Raw genomic sequence first — 18,496 nt, 5'->3', positions numbered from 1 at the left:
AGTTAGCTTTGAGTTGCTAAACGTTTCTTGGTATTTTTTTGAAGATGCTCTTTACAGATTTATCTAAAATGCTCTTATGTTTTTTCTTTCATTGAAGTTATCCTATATTCTGAACAATGGCAAGAAATTCTTCTTTTTTGTCTTTAGAAATAGAAACCGTTTCGTTGTTATCCATGATGATATAACCACCATCTTTTTTGATGTATTCTTTGATGTATGTTAGGTTGATAAGATAGGAACGATGCGGCTTGTAGAAGGTTTTTATTTTTCCAAGTAAAGCCACAAAGTGTTTGAGCGGTTTGCTGACTAAGATTTCCGATTCGTTTAGGGTCGTAATTTTGGTGTACATGCCGTCAGCTTCAAGTAAGATAATTTCGTTAAAGTTTACAAATTTGAAACCATCTGAAAATGGCAATCCTATTTTGTTAAAGTTGGAAGACGCCAAACTTTTTTTGAGTTCTTCTAGTTTTATGTTGATTTGCGATTTCCCGATGTGTTTGAGTGCTTTTTCAACTGCTTCTTGTATTTGTGTTGCACGTACAGGCTTTAGTAAGTAATCAATTGCTGAAAGTTGAAATGCTTTGATAGCATATTCGCTGTATGCAGTTGTGAAAATAATTTCGAAATTGAAATTTTCCTTGTCTAAAAAATTCATGATTTCCAAACCTGAGTGTTCTGGCATTTCAATGTCTAAAAACACGATTTGTGGACGTTCTTTCTTGATCAATTCTACACCAGAAAGTAAGTCTTCCGCTTCATATATTTCTTTGATTTTTGGGCAGTTTTCAGCTATCAAAATGTGCAATAAGTTTCTTGCTTTGCGTTCGTCATCTATGATAATTACTTTCATCGGTTATTTTTTATTTTTGTGATCGGAATGGTAATGATAACTTTTGTTCCGTTTGGTTCTTGCGTGGTTTGATTGTGTAAATCTTCTATGGAAACTCCTATTTGCTTTTCTTTACCATGATTGAGTAAATCCAAACGATCTTGTGTTGCTTGCGTTCCAAATGATTTGTGTATTTTATCTTTCTTTTGTTTGATTGCTAATGCTTTTTCTCTTCCAACACCATTGTCTTCAATTGTACATATTACGGTATCGTTTTGAGGCGAAGCAGTAAGTCTAATATGCAGTTTCCGATTGTCCTTTTTGTGTAATAAACCGTGCTTCAACGCATTTTCCACATATGGTTGAATCAGCATTGTAGGAATGGAAATTGCTTCCGAATCAACTTCTTTATCAATTTGAATGGAATAGATGAGTTTGTCTTCAAAGCGCAGTTCTTCCAATTCTAGATACATTTCCAAACAGTCTATTTCATCTTGTAGTGAAATTACTCCTTTGTTACTGTGATGTAAGTAGGTGCGAATTAAATCGGCAAATTTCCCCAAGTAATCACTGGCTAGATTTTTTTTGTTGAGAATGATGTATTCCTGAATTGAATTCAACGCATTGAAAATAAAATGCGGATTCATCTGCGAACGTAAGTTTTCGAGCTTTAGAAATACCAGTTCACGCTCTTGTGCTAGTTTTTCAAGTTCTTTATTTTTTTGCTTATCGCGTTTTTTAAGCACATTTTTATAGTAGAGAATGATTAATATTACAATTAATAAGACCATACTTAACACAAACCAAGTACGTTTCCAAAAAGGACTTTTTATGGCAATATCAATTGCTGTTATTTCGGATTCGCCTGCCAATGAACTCGATGTCGCTTTTACTTGAAAGGTATAGTTTCCAACAGGCAAACTATTGTACTTTACAAAGTCGATTCCTTCATCTACAGGAATCCAATTTTCATTAAATCCGAGCAATCTACTTTTGTAGCGAATGTGTTCTTTTGATCGAAAACCGTTGGAGTTAAAACTTAGTTTTACCGCATTTTGAAAATGTGGCAATGCATATGTTTCTTGAATTATCGTGTCTTTTTCGTTGATTTGAATTCCTGTAAAGTAAATTTCAGGTTTGGCTCTCCTGCTGAAAGCCGTTTTACGATCAATGGAAAAGATGCCTTTGTTGGTAGCAAAAACAACATTATTTTTAAACGGAATAATTCCACTGATTAGATATGTATTGATTCCATCACTTTTTGTGAGCGTTTTAAATTTTTCTGTTTTTATATTTAGTAGCTGAATTCCTTTGTTGGTAACAATCCACAGTTCGTTTTTGTGTCCTTTTATTTTTTGTGTGAAGTTGGAAATAAGTCCATTTTCCGTGGTGTAACTTGTAATGACACTATCATTTTTTATTCCGTATATGCCATCTTTAAACGTAGAAATCCAAATAATTCCGTTGTCTGTTCTTGTAATTCCTGTTGCGTTGATTCCTTTGCCTTTGTAACGAATTTTTTTTTCGTTAAAATCAGCATCATATTTCATTAAGTTATCAACGTAAGAAACGTAACTGTTTTTACTTATGCTGTCATGAAAGCCTAGATACGCACGTAATTTGCCAATACGCAATACTTCTTTATCGTCTTTTATTTTGACTGCGCCGCGATAATTGGTATAGAAATATGTATTTGTGTCAATGTACGAAATGGTACGACTGTTAATAAACGCTTCACTTGTTGTAGATGTTTTTGTCTGAATGTTATATATGGTTGCCGTATTTTGTTGACTTATGTACAGTAATTGTTGTTTTTTATCGAATGAAGCTGACGTTATTGCGGTATTGTCCTTTAAAAGAATTTCCTCAGTTACGTTGGTTTTCATGTTGTAAAAACCAGCTTTTCCATCAGATGTTCCGTAAAAAAACACATCGTCATTTATTTTTTCTATACACTTAAAGTCTTCTATTCCATTGGGGAATTTGTAGGTAAAATTATTTATGTTCGGAATTACAAAGACGCCATTTCGCAAGGTAGTTACCCAATAGTTTTTACTTTTATCTATATGTATTTTGGTTGCGTATTGATTTTCGAAATACCTGTTTTTGTAGTTTATGGTACCATCAGCTTGTACCGTATACAACCAAAGTCCGCTATATGTACAAAAAAACATTATATTTTTGTAAAAGCTTATGGAGACAATGTGGCTTTTTTGTAGTTCTTCTTCTAGTACTACTTTATCGTATTGTCCTGAGTTTACATCAAATATATATAAGTTGGATTGCGCCTTGTTGTCTGTAAATTGTAAATATGTGCGCCCTTTGTATCCGGAAATTGTGGTTCTTCCAATCATACTGTTCAATAAATCATCTTCAATTTTTTCCGAAGTAATTTGATTGAGTATGTTGAGATTTAAATCTAACACGGTAATCGTATTGTGTACCGTTATATATATTTTATCTTTAATTCGATAAGGATTTCCAAGCGACTGATTGCTTAGATGAGCGCTTTTTTCAATTTTTTTCGTCGCTAAAGAAATTTTATATGCGTATTGAGGAGTGAATACAAGCAAGTGTTCTTTTGTAACAATAAAACTCCCAAGTTGCCAATTGATTTTTTTGCCTAAATCTACAAATGTTACGAGTTTATCATTTTTCACGTAAAAGAATTGTCCTGTGATATTGCAGCACCAAACACGTCCTAAATGATCTTCATTAGGTTCAAATACAGAGAGTCCTCTTTTTTCTTTGTTGGTAAATAGTTTGAATTGATTTCCGTCATATCTGTAAAATCCTTTATCGGCTGCGAGCCAAATAAAACCTTTACTATCTTCCATTAGGTTATAAAATTCGATATCGGGCAAACCATCTTTTTCTGAAAATTGTGTGTAAATCGGATGCTGTCCAAATACAATACAGACGTGAAATAGTAGAAGTAAATGCAGTATTTTTTTTATCAATTGTCTTGAATTATAACTACCAAAACTACAATTTTTAATAATCTATAACTTCTTTTTCTGCTGAAAGTGCATTTTCAACTTGTAAAAACAATGATTTTATGTGTATGTGAATAAAAAAACGACCTTTAGCACCGTGTACTAAAAGCCGTTTTTAATGAATGATTAGATGTTATTTTCTTAGCAAATTCCTAAATCTGGGCAAGATTGTGAAATGAAAGGACAACCATTTGTTTGTGGTGGACAACCGTTTGTCGGACACGCATTTGTTGGACATCCATTTGACGGACAGTTATTTGTAAAACCGCAACCTATAGTATCTGCACATCTTGTATCAGCATATTGAAAACAAGAGTTTGTTCCGCCGCCTGTTAAAGTTCCTGATTTTAAACTAGAGACTACATTTTTGTTTAGTTTCAATCCACTGTTTTTTAAATTCTTTTTTTTCATGACAATATATATTTATAGTTAATAATTGTTTCTAAGATGATATATGTTTTTAGCCTAAACCACAGATGCCATTTGGTTGACATGAGATCGTTCTGATGCATAATTCGGTTGGAGGACATGTATTTGTGTATGGACAGCCAAGTGCTGTTTGACATGTTCCCGTTAGCGCACCGCAATTTGTGTCGGCATCAGCAAAGTTAGAAAGTCCTAAGGTTCCTCCTTTTAAATCTTTTACGGAAAGACTAGATACTACTTTTTTGTTTAGCTTGAGCTCTTTGTGAGTTAAGTTCTTTTTTTTCATGATCTTATTTTTAAAAAGTTACGCTTACAAGGTACTTTTATTTTACAAGTATCATTTATATAAAAACCTCACTTATAGTAGTTTTAAACCTTAATTAACATTTTTGTGATTTACATTTTGAATTCGATGTAGCCGCGCTTTATGGTAACTTTTAGACGTTTTCATTAAACAAGATACTTGCTATAAAAGCCAACCATTTTAGCTCATTTTTTTAAAGAAAAAACAGCTTCTAATAGAATATTATGAAATGGAAAGTGTTATGGAATAATTAGGTCTTGAAAACCTTTTGTAGTGTATTTTTGAATGTTTCCGTATTGGTCTCTACTTACAATGTACGCATCAACATCCGTTAGTTTACTTAGTAAATCTTTTGTTTTTTCATACGGCATTACCATAAATGCTGTAGCGTATGCGTCTGCTTTCATACAGTTTTCAGCAATAACAGAAACACTAAGCACATTGTTTTTCATTGGATATCCTGTTTTTGCATTTAGGATGTGTACATAGTAATCGCCTGTTTCTGGATCGATTCTAAATTTTCGGTAGTTTCCAGAAGTTGCCATGGCTCTATTTTCTAGGGCAATTAGTTCTATATATTTACGTTCATCTTCATCTTGAATAGGACTGTCTATAGCTACGGTCCATTTTTTTACTTTTTTGGTATTTTTTCCTCTTGTTAAGATTTCGCCACCAACTTCAATGATGTAATTTTTCACACCATTTTCATCAAACATTTTTCCTATGAGGTCTATAGCATATCCTTTTCCTAGTGCATTGAAATCAAATGTAATTGATGGATGTTCTTTTACAATTTTCCCTTCACTGGTAAGACTTACTTTATCAAACCCTGTAAATTTCATTATACTATCTACTTGTTCTTTAGTAAGGTTATTGATTGGCTTTTCTGGACCAAATCCCCATGCATTGACAAGTGCTCCAACACTAGGATCAAAGAAACCATCCGTTTTTTCAAAGACTTCTCTTGAGAAATTGTATACCGTTTTGAAATACTCATCAATAACAACATCTTTCTCACCTCTGTTGATACGAGAAATATCGGAAGTTGGTAAGTATGCTGAAATGGATAGATTTACTTCATGAAAAACGTTTTCAATTTTATCTTGGTAGTCATCTTTTTCATTGAAAACTTCGTATTGAATATTGTACGTAGTTCCTAGTGCATATCCTGAGTTTGCACGCATGATTGAGTCCTTCTGTGGTTTTCCACACGATACGACTAAAAAAGCTATACACATGTATAGGGGAAATGTAATTGCTTTCATGTATTTATGTTATTTGTATTAAGCCATCATAATCTAATATGTATGGTTGATTTTTAACTATTTCTTCTAAAGGATTGTCTGCATTTCCTAATCCAACACCTGCAAAAAATAATTCTGCTTCAAATTTTTCTACGTGTTGTTTAAATGTTTGCATCCAAATAGGATCGTATTCTTTTGGATCTTCTGGATAGATAACAGCTTTTACAAGTACAAATTTCTTTTTGTTATTTTCATCAATACAAACAAATTGGGGATGTTTGTTGATTTTACTGTTTACTGCTAGAAATTCGTATCCTTTTTCTTCTAGTTCTTTTCCTACGATGTTCATCGCAAGATTATGCAATTCTTGTTTTGTTAGTTTCTCCATAGTGTATATGAATTCTATACCAACGCAAGCGAAAGTATTAGTTTACAGTGATCTACTTTGTTTTTGAACTATTTTTTTTAACAATTATCGACAAAATACACTTTTTACCGAACAAATTCATTTTTGCCAGTTTCCGTATACGATTTAGATCATTTGCAAAGATAATGTCTATATGTTTAGTAATAGAATTTTAGTGAGTAATTCCTATCTACAGTACGTTTCTTAAGGCTTTCCTTTTTCTAAATCATACCCAAAGTTAATTCCTTTTTCCGAACGTGGCACACCTTTCGTCATCCAAATTGGCGCGGGTGCATCTTTTAGATAGTAGTCAAAAAATTGCATCATTCGTATGGAAAGATCTTGCTTGTTTTTCATTTTACGCAAATTGTGCGCTTCATTGTTGTAGACGAGCATCCAAGCTGGTTTTCGTAAGCGTCGCATTCCCATAAACAATTCAATTCCTTGATAGTATGGAACCGCTCCATCGTTATCATTGTGCATAATTAATAACGGCGTTTGTACGTTAGGCAGGCTGAATAAAGGAGAACTTTCAATGTAGTTATCAAAACCTTCCCAAAGCGTTTTTCCTATACGACTTTGTGTTTTTTCATATTGAAACATACGACTCATGCCACTTCCCCATCGAATTCCTCCGTAGGCAGACGTCATGTTACTTACTGGCGCACCTGCCATAGCGGCTTTGAATTTGTTTGTTTTTGTAACGAGATATGCTACTTGATATCCGCCCCAACTTTGTCCTTGCAATGCCATACGACTGCTATCTACATAACCTTTCTTCTCCATTGCTTCGACTCCAGAAATTACACAGTTGTATGCATCTTTTCCTGGTTGACCTGTTTTGTATACAATATCAGGCACGAACACTAGGTAGTCATTGCTTACCAAATAGGATTTATTTACCGTAGATGCACTTGGTTTTGGCACTGTGTAATGGTTGAGTCCGTCGGAGTTTCTTTCATAAAAATATACAATCATTGGATATTTTTTAGAAGGATCAAAATTTTCAGGTTTGTATACAATTCCTTCTAATTTTGTTCCGTCATAGGCATTCCAAGTAACCAATTCGGAAGTTCCCCATTTGAAGTTTTTTTGATGCGGATTGACATCTGTAATTTTTTTATCTGTTTTAAAATTATCCGTTGTAAGATATAGGTCTTCGTACTCTTTAAAACTTTCCTTTTGGTATACAACTATGTCTTTGGACTTCGCCTTTTGAATATTGGATATTATATTTTTCGTTGGTTTTATTTTTTCAATAAGTTTTCCATTAGCTAAAAAATAGATACCGTCAGCTTTTACTTTTTCGTCAAATCCTACTAAAAATAACTTATTGTCTACATATCCTGCATTCCAATAGTTTTCTGTATCAAATCTTAGTGTTCTGAATGTTATTTTTTGTTTTCTTCCAATTTTGGTAATATTTTTTGCTTTTTTTGATCCGTCGACAGGAACGCTCCAAATGTCATATTTGTCATTTAATAATATGTTTCCATTTTTATCGAGTCCAGAGTTACCGTAGAAATGAGGAGTTGATGGTGTGTCATGATCTTCGTCATCAAAAGCAACGTTAATCCCTTTTGTAAGGTTGTGCTTTTTTAATGTTTTTAGATTGACAGACATCCAATTTTTGGTATCATAATCAAAATATACGGCATGTTTACCATCATTCGTCATATCTAATCTGGTGATGGTTTTTTTGAATAGTAAACGTTTGTTTCCAGTTTCAAGATCAATGACATAGTAATCTTTTCTAGATCGTGCCAACCAAGTTTCTAATTTGTATGGTGTGTCATCTATTCCTAAAGCATACTTGTTTGAGTATTTGTCATTCATTATTACATTATCAATGACATCGTCTTGAACCCGAACATATTTTCCATTTTCTAAGTCATAATAGTACAAGCGTGTTTCTTCTTCTAGCGAATCTTCAAGTGCTTTTTGTCTTGGCTGAGTTATTTTATCATTCCAATTCCAAACATCTACGTCTGGAATTTCCTCTGCAAGAAGCGTTGTGTCTTTTTTGTATAGGCTTTTTATTTTGGAATAAAAGTATAATCGTTTTCCGTTTTCAGAGAATCTAGGACCGCTTTTAGCACTCAGCGTCTGCATTTTTCCTAAACGTAATTCTTCATTTTCAACTAAAGGAACTATGTTATTTTTACGGTATACGAACAATTTTAACGGCACAGAATCCGTTTTTGCAGAGTCTCTATCAGCAAGATAAGCTAGCTGATTTCCTTGTTTGTTTACGCTTAGTTTTTTGTAATCGAATAATGAAGTATCAATTACTTTTTTTGATTTTAAAGCTACGTTATAGGCAAATATCCCTTTTGCTTTTTTCTTACTTTTTTTGTTTTTGGTTGTGTAATAAAACGTAGTCCCTTCTTCTGGAAGTATAAAACTTTTTATGTCAAAAATAGTATCTTGTTGTTTGGTTTTGAGATGATATACAAGTGCATAATTATTTTTCCAAGCAGATAAACTGTCGCCTTTGATAGTATCTTTTTTACTTTTGAATTTTTCAATTACAATATACTCACTATTCTTTTTAGGTAGACTGTATTTTTTTACGCGATGAATAGAATCATATAATAAATTATTGACTGCATCGTAAATGTAAAGTACATCTTTCGCTTTATTTTCGTCTTTTGTTTTCTGTTTCTTTTCCGTTCTTTTTTCAGCATATGTTGCTGGTTTTTGGAAAATTACGAATTTTTCATCTTGTGATATATTGCTTGAAACACCATTGAAGTATGTGACTTTTTGTTTTGTTTCTGTATTGTAAATTTCAAGATATCCATCTCCTCTTTTGGTTACTGTTTCTATGGTAGATACGATGAGTTTTCCATTTTCGGAAACTTTTACATTATTGATATTCTTCCATAAATCATAGTCATCATGTGTGATTGCTTTTTTTTGTGCGAAAGAGATTCCTACTAAGAAACAGCAAAGTAGAAATGGGATAGTATGCTTCATTGTTTTGATTGAGTATTTAGCATTTAAAGATAACTAGATTATTCTTTTTTACTAACCTTTTCTGTAATCTTAACAATATTTCTGACAAAAAAAAGATCGTTTACTGCGCAAACGATCTTTTTTTTAATCTATTCTAAATACTAGATTTTATCCTCCGAAATCATCGAATCGGATATTTTCATCTGGAATTCCGAAATCTTCTCCCATTTTCTGAACAGCTTGGTTCATTAATGGTGGACCACAGAAGTATAGTTCAATATCCTCAGGTGTTTCGTGATGATTTAAGTAGTTATCGATTACACAGTTGTGAATGAATCCCACGAATCCATCTCCTGCTTCATCGTGAATGTCTTTTTTAACTTTCCAGTTGTCTTCTTCCAATGGCTCAGAAAGTGCCATGTAGAATTTGAAGTTAGGAAAATCTCTTTCTAATTCTCTAAAGTGATCTATGTAGAATAATTCACGCTTAGAACGTCCTCCATACCAATACGTAACTTTTCTACCTGTTTTGATGGTTTTGAATAAGTGATATAGGTGTGAACGCATTGGCGCCATTCCTGCTCCACCACCAACGTATAACATTTCAGATTCTGACTCATTGATGAAGAATTCACCGTAAGGTCCTGAAATTGTTACTTTGTCTCCTGGTTTCTGTGCAAATATGTATGATGATGCTACTCCTGGATTTACATTCATCCAAGCATTTTTAGCTCTGTCCCATGGTGGCGTTGCAATACGAACGTTTAACATGATTTCGCGTCCTTCTGCTGGATATGAAGCCATTGAATATGCACGCTCTACAGTTTCGTTGTTTTTCATCACTAAAGGCCATAATCCGAACTTGTCCCATTCTGCTTGGAATTTGTCTGGAGTTTCATGCTCTTCAGGATGCGCAGTGATATCGATGTCTTCATATTTGATCTCACAAGGAGGAATTTCTATTTGAATATATCCACCTGCTTTGTATCCCATATCTTCAGGAATTTCAACAACGAATTCCTTAATGAATGATGCTACATTGTAATTACGAACTACGGTAGCTTCCCACTTTTTAATTCCAAATACTTCTTCTGGAATTGTAATGTTCATGTCTTGCTTTACTTTTACTTGACAAGCTAAACGTGCACCGTGTTTTAATTCTTTTCTTGTAAAGTGTGGCACTTCTGTAGGCAATGCTTCTCCTCCACCTTCTAATACGTGGCATTCGCACTGAATACATGTTCCACCACCACCACAAGCTGATGGTAAGAATATTTTTTCACTTCCTAAGGTAGATAATAACGTACTTCCTGAAGCTACTTCAATTTCTCGCTCGCCATTAATGGTAATTTTTACTGGACCTGATGGCGATAATTTTTGTTTTACAAATAACAATAGAGAAACCAATACTAAGGTAATTAGTAAAAAGGCTGCTACTGTTGCTACTACTGTTCCTAATGTACTTGCTGCTAATATCATATTACTCAATTACTTTTGTATTGTTAGCGATTTCATTTGTAGTACTGCTGTCTTTTACAGTCTTAATTTGAGCACCGTTTTTATTTTCTAATGCTTCTCCTTCTTCGTCTCCACCTGTTAACATTCCTCCAAAGCTCATGAATCCGATTGCCATTAATCCAGTAATGATAAATGTAATTCCTAAACCTCTTAATGCTGGTGGTACGTTAGAGTATCTTATTTTTTCGCGAATAGCTGCAATGGCTAAGATGGCTAAGAACCATCCGATTCCTGAACCAATACCATACGTAGTAGCTAAACCTAAACTTGCAATTTCTCTTGATTGCATAAATAATGAACCTCCTAAGATGGCACAGTTTACAGCGATTAATGGTAAAAAGATACCTAATGAGTTGTATAACGATGGAGAAAACTTTTCTACGATAATTTCTACCAATTGTACCATGGTTGCTATTGTTGCAATAAACATGATGAATGATAAGAAACTAAGATCGTACGCTGCATATTCTTCTCCTAACCAAGATAATGCTCCTGGTTGTAAGATGTATTGATCTAATAACCAGTTTAGTGGTACGGTAATCGCAAGTACGAAAATAACTGCGGCTCCAAGTCCAACGGCTGTGGTTACTTTTTTAGATACAGCAAGGTACGAACACATTCCTAGGAAGGTAGCAAATACCATGTTATCTATGAATATTGATTTGAAAAATAATTCTATATGTTCCATATGTTTTTGTTTTTAGTTGTTTGTTGTTTGTTGTTGGAAATTTCTAACAACCAACAACTACAAACTAGCAACTAAGTTTTAGTCTTCTATTAACGCTTTGTTTCTTGTACGTTGTACCCAAATAATGATTCCAACTACTATTAATGCCATTGGTGATAGTAACATGAAACCGTTATTTTCATATCCGAAAGCATATAATCCAGTTTTTGCAACAGGATCACCAAGAATTTTAATTCCTAGTAACGTTCCAGAACCTAATAATTCTCTAAAGAATCCTACAATAATTAAGATTACTGCATATCCTAATGAGTTTCCAATTCCGTCTAAGAATGATCTCCATGGTCCGTTTCCTAAAGCAAATGCTTCAAAACGTCCCATAATTATACAGTTTGTAATGATTAATCCGACGAATACTGAAAGTGTTTTACTCAATTCATACGCAAAGGCTTTTAGTACTAAATCCACAATAATTACAAGTGTTGCTACTACAATTAACTGTACAATGATTCTAATTTTTGATGGAATAATGTTTCGCATCAATGAAATAACCACATTTCCTACTCCTAATACGAATAATACAGATATAGACATTACAATAGAAGCTTCAAGTTCTGCTGTAATTGCTAATGCTGAACAGATTCCCAATACCTGAATTGTAATCGGGTTGTTATCTGCTAATGGGTCTAATATTAATTTGGTATCTTTTCCCATGATTTATTAGTTGTTTTTTAAGTTTTGAAAATATGGCAAATACAACTTTAAATCTTTTTTGATCATTGCTGTAACTCCGTCTCCCGTAATGGTTGCTCCTGCGATGGCATCAATTTCATAATCGTTTTTGTCTTCGTTTGTTGGATCTGCATTCGATTTAGAAATTGTGATTCCTTTAAAGACGCCAGCATCTGTTAATAAACGTTCTCCGTAGAAATCGTCCATAAAATAACGCTGCTTGATGTTTGCTCCAAGTCCTGGTGTTTCTCCTTTGTGATCAAAATATACACCTTGTACAGTCATATTTTCATCCATAGCGACATATCCCCAAATAGCATCCCAAAGTCCTTTTCCTCTAATTGGTGCGATGTAGAATTTTTTCCCATCTTTTTCTCCAACAAATAATGGCAATCTTCTCGTCTTCCCATTTTTTGCTCTTGCTTGCTCTTTTTTTACATCAATTAAGTAAGCTTTATTATCTTCCTTAACTTCTCCGTTTTCAATAACAAGTTGTTGTTTGATGTATTTTTCAAATAACTCAGGCGCTTCATCAGTAGATACAAATGTGGCACTTCCTTCATCGTTATTGTTAATTCCCATCGCATACAAAATGTTTTGCTGCTTTTCTAAACGCTGATTTTCAGTAATCATTGGTTTCAATGCTGATGCCAAATAAGCTAGCAACGCACCAACTACCAATACCATTCCGATCGCGAATATTACGGTATATGAGTTTTTATCTGTTCTCTTTTCCATCGTTAAGCTGTTTTTACTTTTAGACGTTTCATTCTTTTCTTCACATTTCCTTGAACCACGTAGTGATCAATTGTTGGTGCAAATACGTTCATTAATAAGATCGCTAAGAATACACCTTCAGGATATGCTGGGTTGAACACACGAATCATGATTGATATGAAACCAATTAAGAAACCGTAAATCCACTTTCCTTTGTTTGTTTGTGCGGCAGTTACTGGATCGGTTGCCATATATACAGCTCCGAAAAGTATACTTCCGATAATTAAGTGTTGCCAGAAAGGAACACTCATTAATCCGTAAAATTTGCTTGTATCTGGAATCCATCCAGCATCAACAACTCCGTTGAAGATTAATCCCATTACCAAAGCACCAATTAATGTACTTAGCATAATTCTCCAGCTTCCCACTTTCGTGAAGATTAAGAATAATGCACCTATGATGATTAAGAATTTGGATGTTTCTCCTACAGAACCTGGTATTAATCCCCAAAACATGTCCCAATAGTCAATACCTGGAAGCGAACTGTTTTGCGCATACGCTCCTAAAAGTGTTTCTCCAGAAATTGCATCAGGTGTTCCAGCTCTTTCAACAGCTCCATGTACCCAAACTTTATCTCCTGACATCCAAGTTGGATAGGCAAAGAATAAAAAGGCTCTAATGGTTAAGGCAGGATTTAAGATATTCATTCCTGTTCCACCAAATACTTCTTTTCCAATAACAACTCCAAAAATTACCGCTACAGCTAACATCCATAATGGAATATCAACAGGTACAATTAGTGGAACTAACATTCCTGTTACTAAGTATCCTTCTTCTACTTCATGTCCTTTGATGACTGCAAATAAGAATTCAACAGCCAATCCAACTCCATAGGAAACAACTACTAACGGTAATACTTGCCAAGCTCCAAGAATTAAATTATCAAGTGTCCAAAATGAACCTCCTAAAAATCCGTTTGCTGCTTCAATTTCTCCTAAAGCAAGGTAATGTTGGTAACCTGCATTGAACATTCCGTAGATTAAACATGGAACTAACGCCATGATTACGGTATTCATCGTACGCTTTAAATCGTCCGCAGCTTTGATGTGCGTTCCATTGTGCGTAGTTTCATTAGGTAAGTATAAAAATGTGTGCAATGCATTAAATGCAGGCGCCATTTTGGTTCCTTTATACTTCTCTTTTAAATTATGTAATTTACTTTTTAAGCTCATAGTGTTATCCTATTTCTTTAAGCATTAAGTCTAAACCTTCTCTGATAATATTTTGATGTGGTTGTTTGGAAACACACACAAATTCTGTCAATGCAAAATCTTCAGGTGCAACTTCATACATTCCTAAAGCTTCCATTTCGTCTAAATCTTTGTACATACATGCTTTTAATATTTGCATTGGATAAATATCTAATGGAAATACTTCTTCGTACGTACCAGTCGTTACAAATGCACGGTGTTCGCCATTTGTATTGGTATTTAGATCGTATTTTTTATTTGGTTTCAACCATGAAAATGTAAGTGCTCTTGACACACTTATTTTATTGAAGACTGGCTTATTCCATCCGAAAAACTCGTAATCGTCTCCTTCTGGAATTGCAGTTACTTGATTGTCATAATATCCTAAAGCGCCTTCTTCTCCTTGTTGCTTTCCACTCAACACATTTCCACTAATAATTCGTGTGTTTTCTGTATCGATGTTACCTGCAACTAAATCTTTCATACTTGCACCAGCGATTGCTGTAACGTATGTTGGATTTGTGATTTGAGAACCTGTAACAGCAACTGTTCGTGAAGCATTAAATTTACCCGTAAGTAAAAGTTCACCAATAATTACCAAGTCTGCAGCTGAAACTGTCCAGACAACTTCTCCTTTGTTTACAGGATCAATTTTATTGATATGTGTTCCCACGTTTCCTGCTGGATGCGGTCCTGAAACTGTGTGCGATTGCGCTCCTGCAATGTTAGCTAAAGGAGAATTTCCTCCTTTTTTAGTAACAACATGAACATTTCCTTCAGTAAGTTTCGTCAATGCAGTCAATGAGGCTGTCAATGCTGCTTCTTTTCCTGCCAATACGTAATCGTAGTCTGGCGCTAAAGGAGCACTGTTGTACCCTGAAACAAAAATTGATTTTGGCGATTTACTTGGATCTGCAATCACATCATAAGGACGTTGTTTAATGAAAGGCCAACAACCTGCGGCTAGCAAATGCGTTTTTACTTCTTCACCAGACATTTTTGCAGCATCTTTTTTACCAAAATCGTGATATTCTTGAGTTGCATCAGCGGAAATTCTAATTTCTAAAATTTTTCGCTTTGCACCTCGAACGATTTCAGCAACCGTCCCACTTACTGGAGATGGAAATACTAATGTTTCGTCTGATTTAGAATGAAATAACGCCTCACCGGCTTTAATTTTATGACCAACTTTCACTAACAGCTTAGGGATGATTCCGTGAAAATCTTCTGGCTTTATCACATAAACACTACTCGCTTTCGCTGCAATCGTAGTTGTTTGTGCTTCGCCAACAAGCTTAATATCTAAGCCTTTTTTTATGCGAATGTCTTTTGACATAGTTATGGATTTTTTCTAAAAAACATGCAAATTTAAGCATTTACAAACGCAACTAAAAGCAAGTTCATAACTATAAAATTTATTTATACTGATTCTAAATTGTGTTTTTAACAACTTCATTTTCCGACGGATTTCAATAGAAACCGCGTTAGGCATACATTTTGCGTATCTTTGTAAAAATTAATCACAATGACGCTTCGTACTTTTTGCATTTTTTTAACAATACTGACTTCTGTAATTTCTTTACACGCGCAAGCAAAACCTTTAGAAGAAGTAAATCCACCAAAATTTATTAAGAGTATTATTTTATCAGGCACTAATCAGGGCGATCAGTTTCCTGTATTGCAACTTGGCGAACCCTTATCCGTTACCTTTGATGATGTTAATGGAGACGAAGTTGATTATTATTATAAAATTGTGCATTGCAATTACGATTGGACACCTTCAAACCTTTCCAAAGCACAATATATGAGAGGTTTTGATAACCAACGTATTATTAATTACGAAAATTCGTTTAACACATTACAATTATATTCAAATTATAGATTAACGATTCCGAATAGCTTTACAACTTTATTATTATCAGGAAATTACATGCTTTCCATTTATAACGATGATGACGAGTTGATGTTTTCTAGAAAGTTTATTGTGTATGAAAATGTTGTAAATGTAGCCGCAGCCGTGCATCGAACTAGAGATTTGAGCACTATTGACAAAAATCAATTGATTCAGTTTGAAATCAATTCACCAAATTTATTTTTGCGAAATCCTGAACGCGAAGTAAAAGTAGCTATTTTACAAAATTACCAATGGAATAGAGCGATTACAAACATTAAACCACAATATACGTTGGGCTCACGATTGATGTACAGATACAATACTGAAACAAGTTTTCCAGGTGGAAATGAATTTTTGAACTTTGATAATAAAGAAATTCGTGGCGGAAATATTAGCATTGCCCGAATTGAACTGCGCGATGTGTATCACAATTATTTACATACCAATCCGACACGCGCCAACCAACCATATACTTTCAATCCAGATTTGAATGGTACGTTTTTGATCAATACAATTGTGGGAACTGATCCTTCTATTGAAGCGGATTACGCTAAAATTCATTTTTCATTGAATAATTATATGAAATTAGAAGGCAGTAAAATTTATGTCTATGGACGATTTAATAATTATGCGCTGACAGAAGAAAACCAATTATTTTACAATCCTGAAACCGATTTGTATGAAGCTGAAATTTTACTCAAACAGGGATTTTACAATTATAAATATGTTGTTTTGAATAGTAAAAACGAGCTGGAACATGCCAAAATTAGTGGATCTTATTTTCAAACAGAAAACGATTATTTAATTATTGTATACTTCCGAAAGTTTGGCGAAGTGTATGATAGTATTATCGGAATTGGATCTACAAATTCGAGTGTAATTAAGAATTAAATTCCTTTTTTCTCTTACAAATACGTTAAAATTTAGACATGCTTTAAGAAAATAATGATAAAATTCGTATTTTTGAGTGTGTTGCAAGTAAAACCACAACTTGTTAATACGATAAATTAATGATTCAACAAGTAACCAGAGGTATTAAAATTTCCGTAGAAACTAGCTTTGAAGGCACGTTCTACAAAAACTACAAAATGCATTTTGCATTTGGTTACGAAATTACAATTGAAAATCAAAGTAAAGATTCTGTACAGTTAACATCAAGACATTGGCAAATTTTTGACGCTTTAAATAGTATTGAAATTGTGGATGGCGAAGGTGTTATTGGCAAAAAACCTGTTTTAAAACCTGGAGAATCTCACACCTATCAATCAGGCTGTTTACTTTCCTCTCCTATTGGCGCTATGCGCGGACATTACAATATGGTCAATTTTACGACGACAAAGAAATTCAGAGTCGTGATTCCTACATTTAAGTTGAGCGCACCTTTTGCGCTGAATTAACAGTTAAGGTGTTAGGTGTTAGGAAATAAAAACATTCCAATATACCAAGAGCATAACGAGTTAGAATCACTCAAAATCTTTTTAAAACTTCTTTCTGAATTCAGAAATTCATAGATTCCTTCTATATTTTACAAAATTCAATTTCTAAAAAATGAAGTTTAACATATCAGAAAAATGAGAATTAACAACATCCGAAATGGAATTTCTAAACTACTTATTTGAAAGAGAAACATCGGAATGGGCTAATTTGACAAGGAATTTAAAAGTTATTGCTAGATGTGGTTGCGGAAAATGTCCAACAATATTATTTGGAAACACATTTGAATCGGAAATTCAAAAAGGTAATTTATTAATGGATTACGTAGCAAAACGTAAAAACGGAGACCTTATTGGAATATCGATTTTCGGAACTGAAGAAATGTTGACTGAATTGGAATTTTATTCCATAGATGGAACTTCAGAAATCACAGAAATACCGAAGATTCACACTCTAAATTTTATAACTAAAAACCTGTATCAACACTGATAATTAGGCATTGAAAATACTATAGCTAGATTGAAAGGAAAAACATAAAATTTTACTCTAGAATAATACACTAAAACGAGCAGCATTTTAAACGATACATTTCAGAAATAAAATATTGATAAAAAATTGATAAAAAATTTGAAAAAAACCGATAAAATAGAATTGAATCTTGGGAATCCAAAACACGGATGGCTTCAAATTGAATTTAAACACATAGAATTTGAATTGAATTTTAACGCGTCTGCAGTTCCAAAAATTCCAACTGATTTGCTATGCGAATGTCTCATTTCTATTTTGAAAGGACTTGAAGCAAAAATGTATTGGTTTTTAGAACCAGGATATTATCTTTTCGAATTCATTCCAAACGGAGAAACAATCGACATATTGATTGCATCCAGTAACGATTCAACAAGTAAACAGAAAGAGATCTATAAAATATCGGGAAGTTATGATTCTATAATTTTACCAATGTATCGGAGTTTAAAAAAGTTTAACACAATTGAGTTAAACGAACTTGATTGGAAGAAAATAAACAGTGAAAAATTAAATAAATTGGCTGAATTAGTAAACGAAAAAAAGCGCGTCTAACTTCAAAGTACTTCTCGATACAAATT

The 18,496-nt window shown here is 33.6% G+C and carries 17 protein-coding genes; 4 read left to right on the top strand and 13 right to left on the bottom strand.

The window, feature by feature from the left end:
* Window positions 1–97: 97 nt before the first annotated feature.
* The 13 genes from AA089_RS12360 to AA089_RS12300 form a co-directional block, all read right to left on the bottom strand.
* A complete protein-coding gene (locus tag AA089_RS12360; protein WP_046757271.1) occupies window positions 98–850 on the bottom strand; it encodes a LytR/AlgR family response regulator transcription factor in 753 nt (250 codons plus the stop codon).
* A complete protein-coding gene (locus tag AA089_RS12355) occupies window positions 847–3,789 on the bottom strand; it encodes a sensor histidine kinase (protein ID WP_156168991.1) in 2,943 nt (980 codons plus the stop codon). Before AA089_RS12355 ends, AA089_RS12360 begins: the two co-directional genes overlap by 4 nt.
* A gap of 177 nt (window positions 3,790–3,966) precedes the next feature.
* A complete protein-coding gene (locus AA089_RS12350) occupies window positions 3,967–4,236 on the bottom strand; it encodes a hypothetical protein (RefSeq protein ID WP_046757269.1) in 270 nt (89 codons plus the stop codon).
* A gap of 49 nt (window positions 4,237–4,285) precedes the next feature.
* Window positions 4,286–4,537 (bottom strand): hypothetical protein, encoded by a 252-nt coding sequence (locus tag AA089_RS12345; protein ID WP_046757268.1) that lies wholly within the window; start codon window positions 4,535–4,537, stop codon window positions 4,286–4,288.
* Window positions 4,538–4,794: 257 nt separating this feature from the next.
* The gene (locus tag AA089_RS12340; RefSeq protein ID WP_046757267.1) at window positions 4,795–5,820 is read right to left on the bottom strand and encodes an FAD:protein FMN transferase; all 1,026 of its coding nucleotides are present in this window, start codon (window positions 5,818–5,820) and stop codon (window positions 4,795–4,797) included.
* Window positions 5,821–5,824: 4 nt separating this feature from the next.
* Window positions 5,825–6,187: a hypothetical protein gene (locus AA089_RS12335; RefSeq protein WP_046757266.1), complete on the bottom strand. Its 363-nt coding sequence runs from the start codon at window positions 6,185–6,187 to the stop codon at window positions 5,825–5,827.
* A 222-nt stretch (window positions 6,188–6,409) separates the two neighbouring features.
* Complete coding sequence (locus tag AA089_RS12330) at window positions 6,410–9,184, bottom strand: alpha/beta hydrolase family protein (protein WP_046757265.1); 2,775 nt, start codon at window positions 9,182–9,184, stop codon at window positions 6,410–6,412.
* A 147-nt stretch (window positions 9,185–9,331) separates the two neighbouring features.
* On the bottom strand, window positions 9,332–10,642 hold the full coding sequence (gene nqrF, locus AA089_RS12325) for an NADH:ubiquinone reductase (Na(+)-transporting) subunit F (RefSeq protein WP_046757264.1): 1,311 nt from the start codon (window positions 10,640–10,642) through the stop codon (window positions 9,332–9,334).
* 1 nt (window position 10,643) lies between these two features.
* Complete coding sequence (gene nqrE / locus AA089_RS12320) at window positions 10,644–11,369, bottom strand: NADH:ubiquinone reductase (Na(+)-transporting) subunit E (RefSeq protein ID WP_046757263.1); 726 nt, start codon at window positions 11,367–11,369, stop codon at window positions 10,644–10,646.
* Window positions 11,370–11,447: 78 nt separating this feature from the next.
* Window positions 11,448–12,080: an NADH:ubiquinone reductase (Na(+)-transporting) subunit D gene (locus AA089_RS12315; RefSeq protein WP_046757262.1), complete on the bottom strand. Its 633-nt coding sequence runs from the start codon at window positions 12,078–12,080 to the stop codon at window positions 11,448–11,450.
* 6 nt (window positions 12,081–12,086) lie between these two features.
* On the bottom strand, window positions 12,087–12,836 hold the full coding sequence (locus AA089_RS12310; protein WP_046757261.1) for a Na(+)-translocating NADH-quinone reductase subunit C: 750 nt from the start codon (window positions 12,834–12,836) through the stop codon (window positions 12,087–12,089).
* A 2-nt stretch (window positions 12,837–12,838) separates the two neighbouring features.
* On the bottom strand, window positions 12,839–14,047 hold the full coding sequence (locus AA089_RS12305) for an NADH:ubiquinone reductase (Na(+)-transporting) subunit B (protein WP_046757260.1): 1,209 nt from the start codon (window positions 14,045–14,047) through the stop codon (window positions 12,839–12,841).
* Between the two features lie 4 nt (window positions 14,048–14,051).
* Window positions 14,052–15,401, bottom strand: a complete 1,350-nt coding sequence (locus AA089_RS12300; RefSeq protein WP_046757259.1) for a Na(+)-translocating NADH-quinone reductase subunit A — start codon at window positions 15,399–15,401, stop codon at window positions 14,052–14,054.
* 189 nt (window positions 15,402–15,590) lie between these two features.
* Here AA089_RS12300 and AA089_RS12295 point away from each other — a divergent pair, with 189 nt between their 5' ends.
* The 4 genes from AA089_RS12295 to AA089_RS12280 all read left to right on the top strand — a co-directional run bounded on the left by AA089_RS12295 (window position 15,591) and on the right by AA089_RS12280 (window position 18,470).
* Entirely contained in the window at window positions 15,591–16,850 is a 1,260-nt protein-coding gene (locus AA089_RS12295; RefSeq protein WP_046757258.1) for a type IX secretion system plug protein, read from the top strand.
* A 119-nt stretch (window positions 16,851–16,969) separates the two neighbouring features.
* A complete protein-coding gene (apaG, locus tag AA089_RS12290) occupies window positions 16,970–17,356 on the top strand; it encodes a Co2+/Mg2+ efflux protein ApaG (protein ID WP_046757257.1) in 387 nt (128 codons plus the stop codon).
* A gap of 196 nt (window positions 17,357–17,552) precedes the next feature.
* Window positions 17,553–17,882, top strand: a complete 330-nt coding sequence (locus AA089_RS12285; RefSeq protein WP_241479995.1) for a hypothetical protein — start codon at window positions 17,553–17,555, stop codon at window positions 17,880–17,882.
* A gap of 126 nt (window positions 17,883–18,008) precedes the next feature.
* Window positions 18,009–18,470: a hypothetical protein gene (locus AA089_RS12280; protein ID WP_046757256.1), complete on the top strand. Its 462-nt coding sequence runs from the start codon at window positions 18,009–18,011 to the stop codon at window positions 18,468–18,470.
* The last annotated feature ends 26 nt before the right edge of the window (window positions 18,471–18,496 follow it).

This window comes from Kordia jejudonensis (genome assembly GCF_001005315.1).
In the GTDB taxonomy this organism is placed as follows: Bacteria; Bacteroidota; Bacteroidia; order Flavobacteriales; family Flavobacteriaceae; genus Kordia; species Kordia jejudonensis.
The sequence above is the reverse complement of the archived record's forward strand: the minus strand, read 5'-3'. Positions and strand labels throughout refer to the sequence as shown.

Bases quoted from the DNA above. Each gene is read 5' to 3' on its own strand.
- AA089_RS12360 (WP_046757271.1), bottom strand. From the start codon at position 850: ATGAAAGTAATTATCATAGATGACGAACGCAAAGCAAGAAACTTATTG.
- AA089_RS12350 (WP_046757269.1), bottom strand. From the start codon at position 4,236: ATGAAAAAAAAGAATTTAAAAAACAGTGGATTGAAACTAAACAAAAAT.
- AA089_RS12345 (WP_046757268.1), bottom strand. From the start codon at position 4,537: ATGAAAAAAAAGAACTTAACTCACAAAGAGCTCAAGCTAAACAAAAAA.
- AA089_RS12340 (WP_046757267.1), bottom strand. From the start codon at position 5,820: ATGAAAGCAATTACATTTCCCCTATACATGTGTATAGCTTTTTTAGTC.
- AA089_RS12335 (WP_046757266.1), bottom strand. From the start codon at position 6,187: ATGGAGAAACTAACAAAACAAGAATTGCATAATCTTGCGATGAACATC.
- AA089_RS12330 (WP_046757265.1), bottom strand. From the start codon at position 9,184: ATGAAGCATACTATCCCATTTCTACTTTGCTGTTTCTTAGTAGGAATC.
- nqrF (WP_046757264.1), bottom strand. From the start codon at position 10,642: ATGATATTAGCAGCAAGTACATTAGGAACAGTAGTAGCAACAGTAGCA.
- nqrE (WP_046757263.1), bottom strand. From the start codon at position 11,369: ATGGAACATATAGAATTATTTTTCAAATCAATATTCATAGATAACATG.
- AA089_RS12315 (WP_046757262.1), bottom strand. From the start codon at position 12,080: ATGGGAAAAGATACCAAATTAATATTAGACCCATTAGCAGATAACAAC.
- AA089_RS12310 (WP_046757261.1), bottom strand. From the start codon at position 12,836: ATGGAAAAGAGAACAGATAAAAACTCATATACCGTAATATTCGCGATC.
- AA089_RS12305 (WP_046757260.1), bottom strand. From the start codon at position 14,047: ATGAGCTTAAAAAGTAAATTACATAATTTAAAAGAGAAGTATAAAGGA.
- AA089_RS12300 (WP_046757259.1), bottom strand. From the start codon at position 15,401: ATGTCAAAAGACATTCGCATAAAAAAAGGCTTAGATATTAAGCTTGTT.
- AA089_RS12295 (WP_046757258.1), top strand. From the start codon at position 15,591: ATGACGCTTCGTACTTTTTGCATTTTTTTAACAATACTGACTTCTGTA.
- apaG (WP_046757257.1), top strand. From the start codon at position 16,970: ATGATTCAACAAGTAACCAGAGGTATTAAAATTTCCGTAGAAACTAGC.
- AA089_RS12285 (WP_241479995.1), top strand. From the start codon at position 17,553: ATGGAATTTCTAAACTACTTATTTGAAAGAGAAACATCGGAATGGGCT.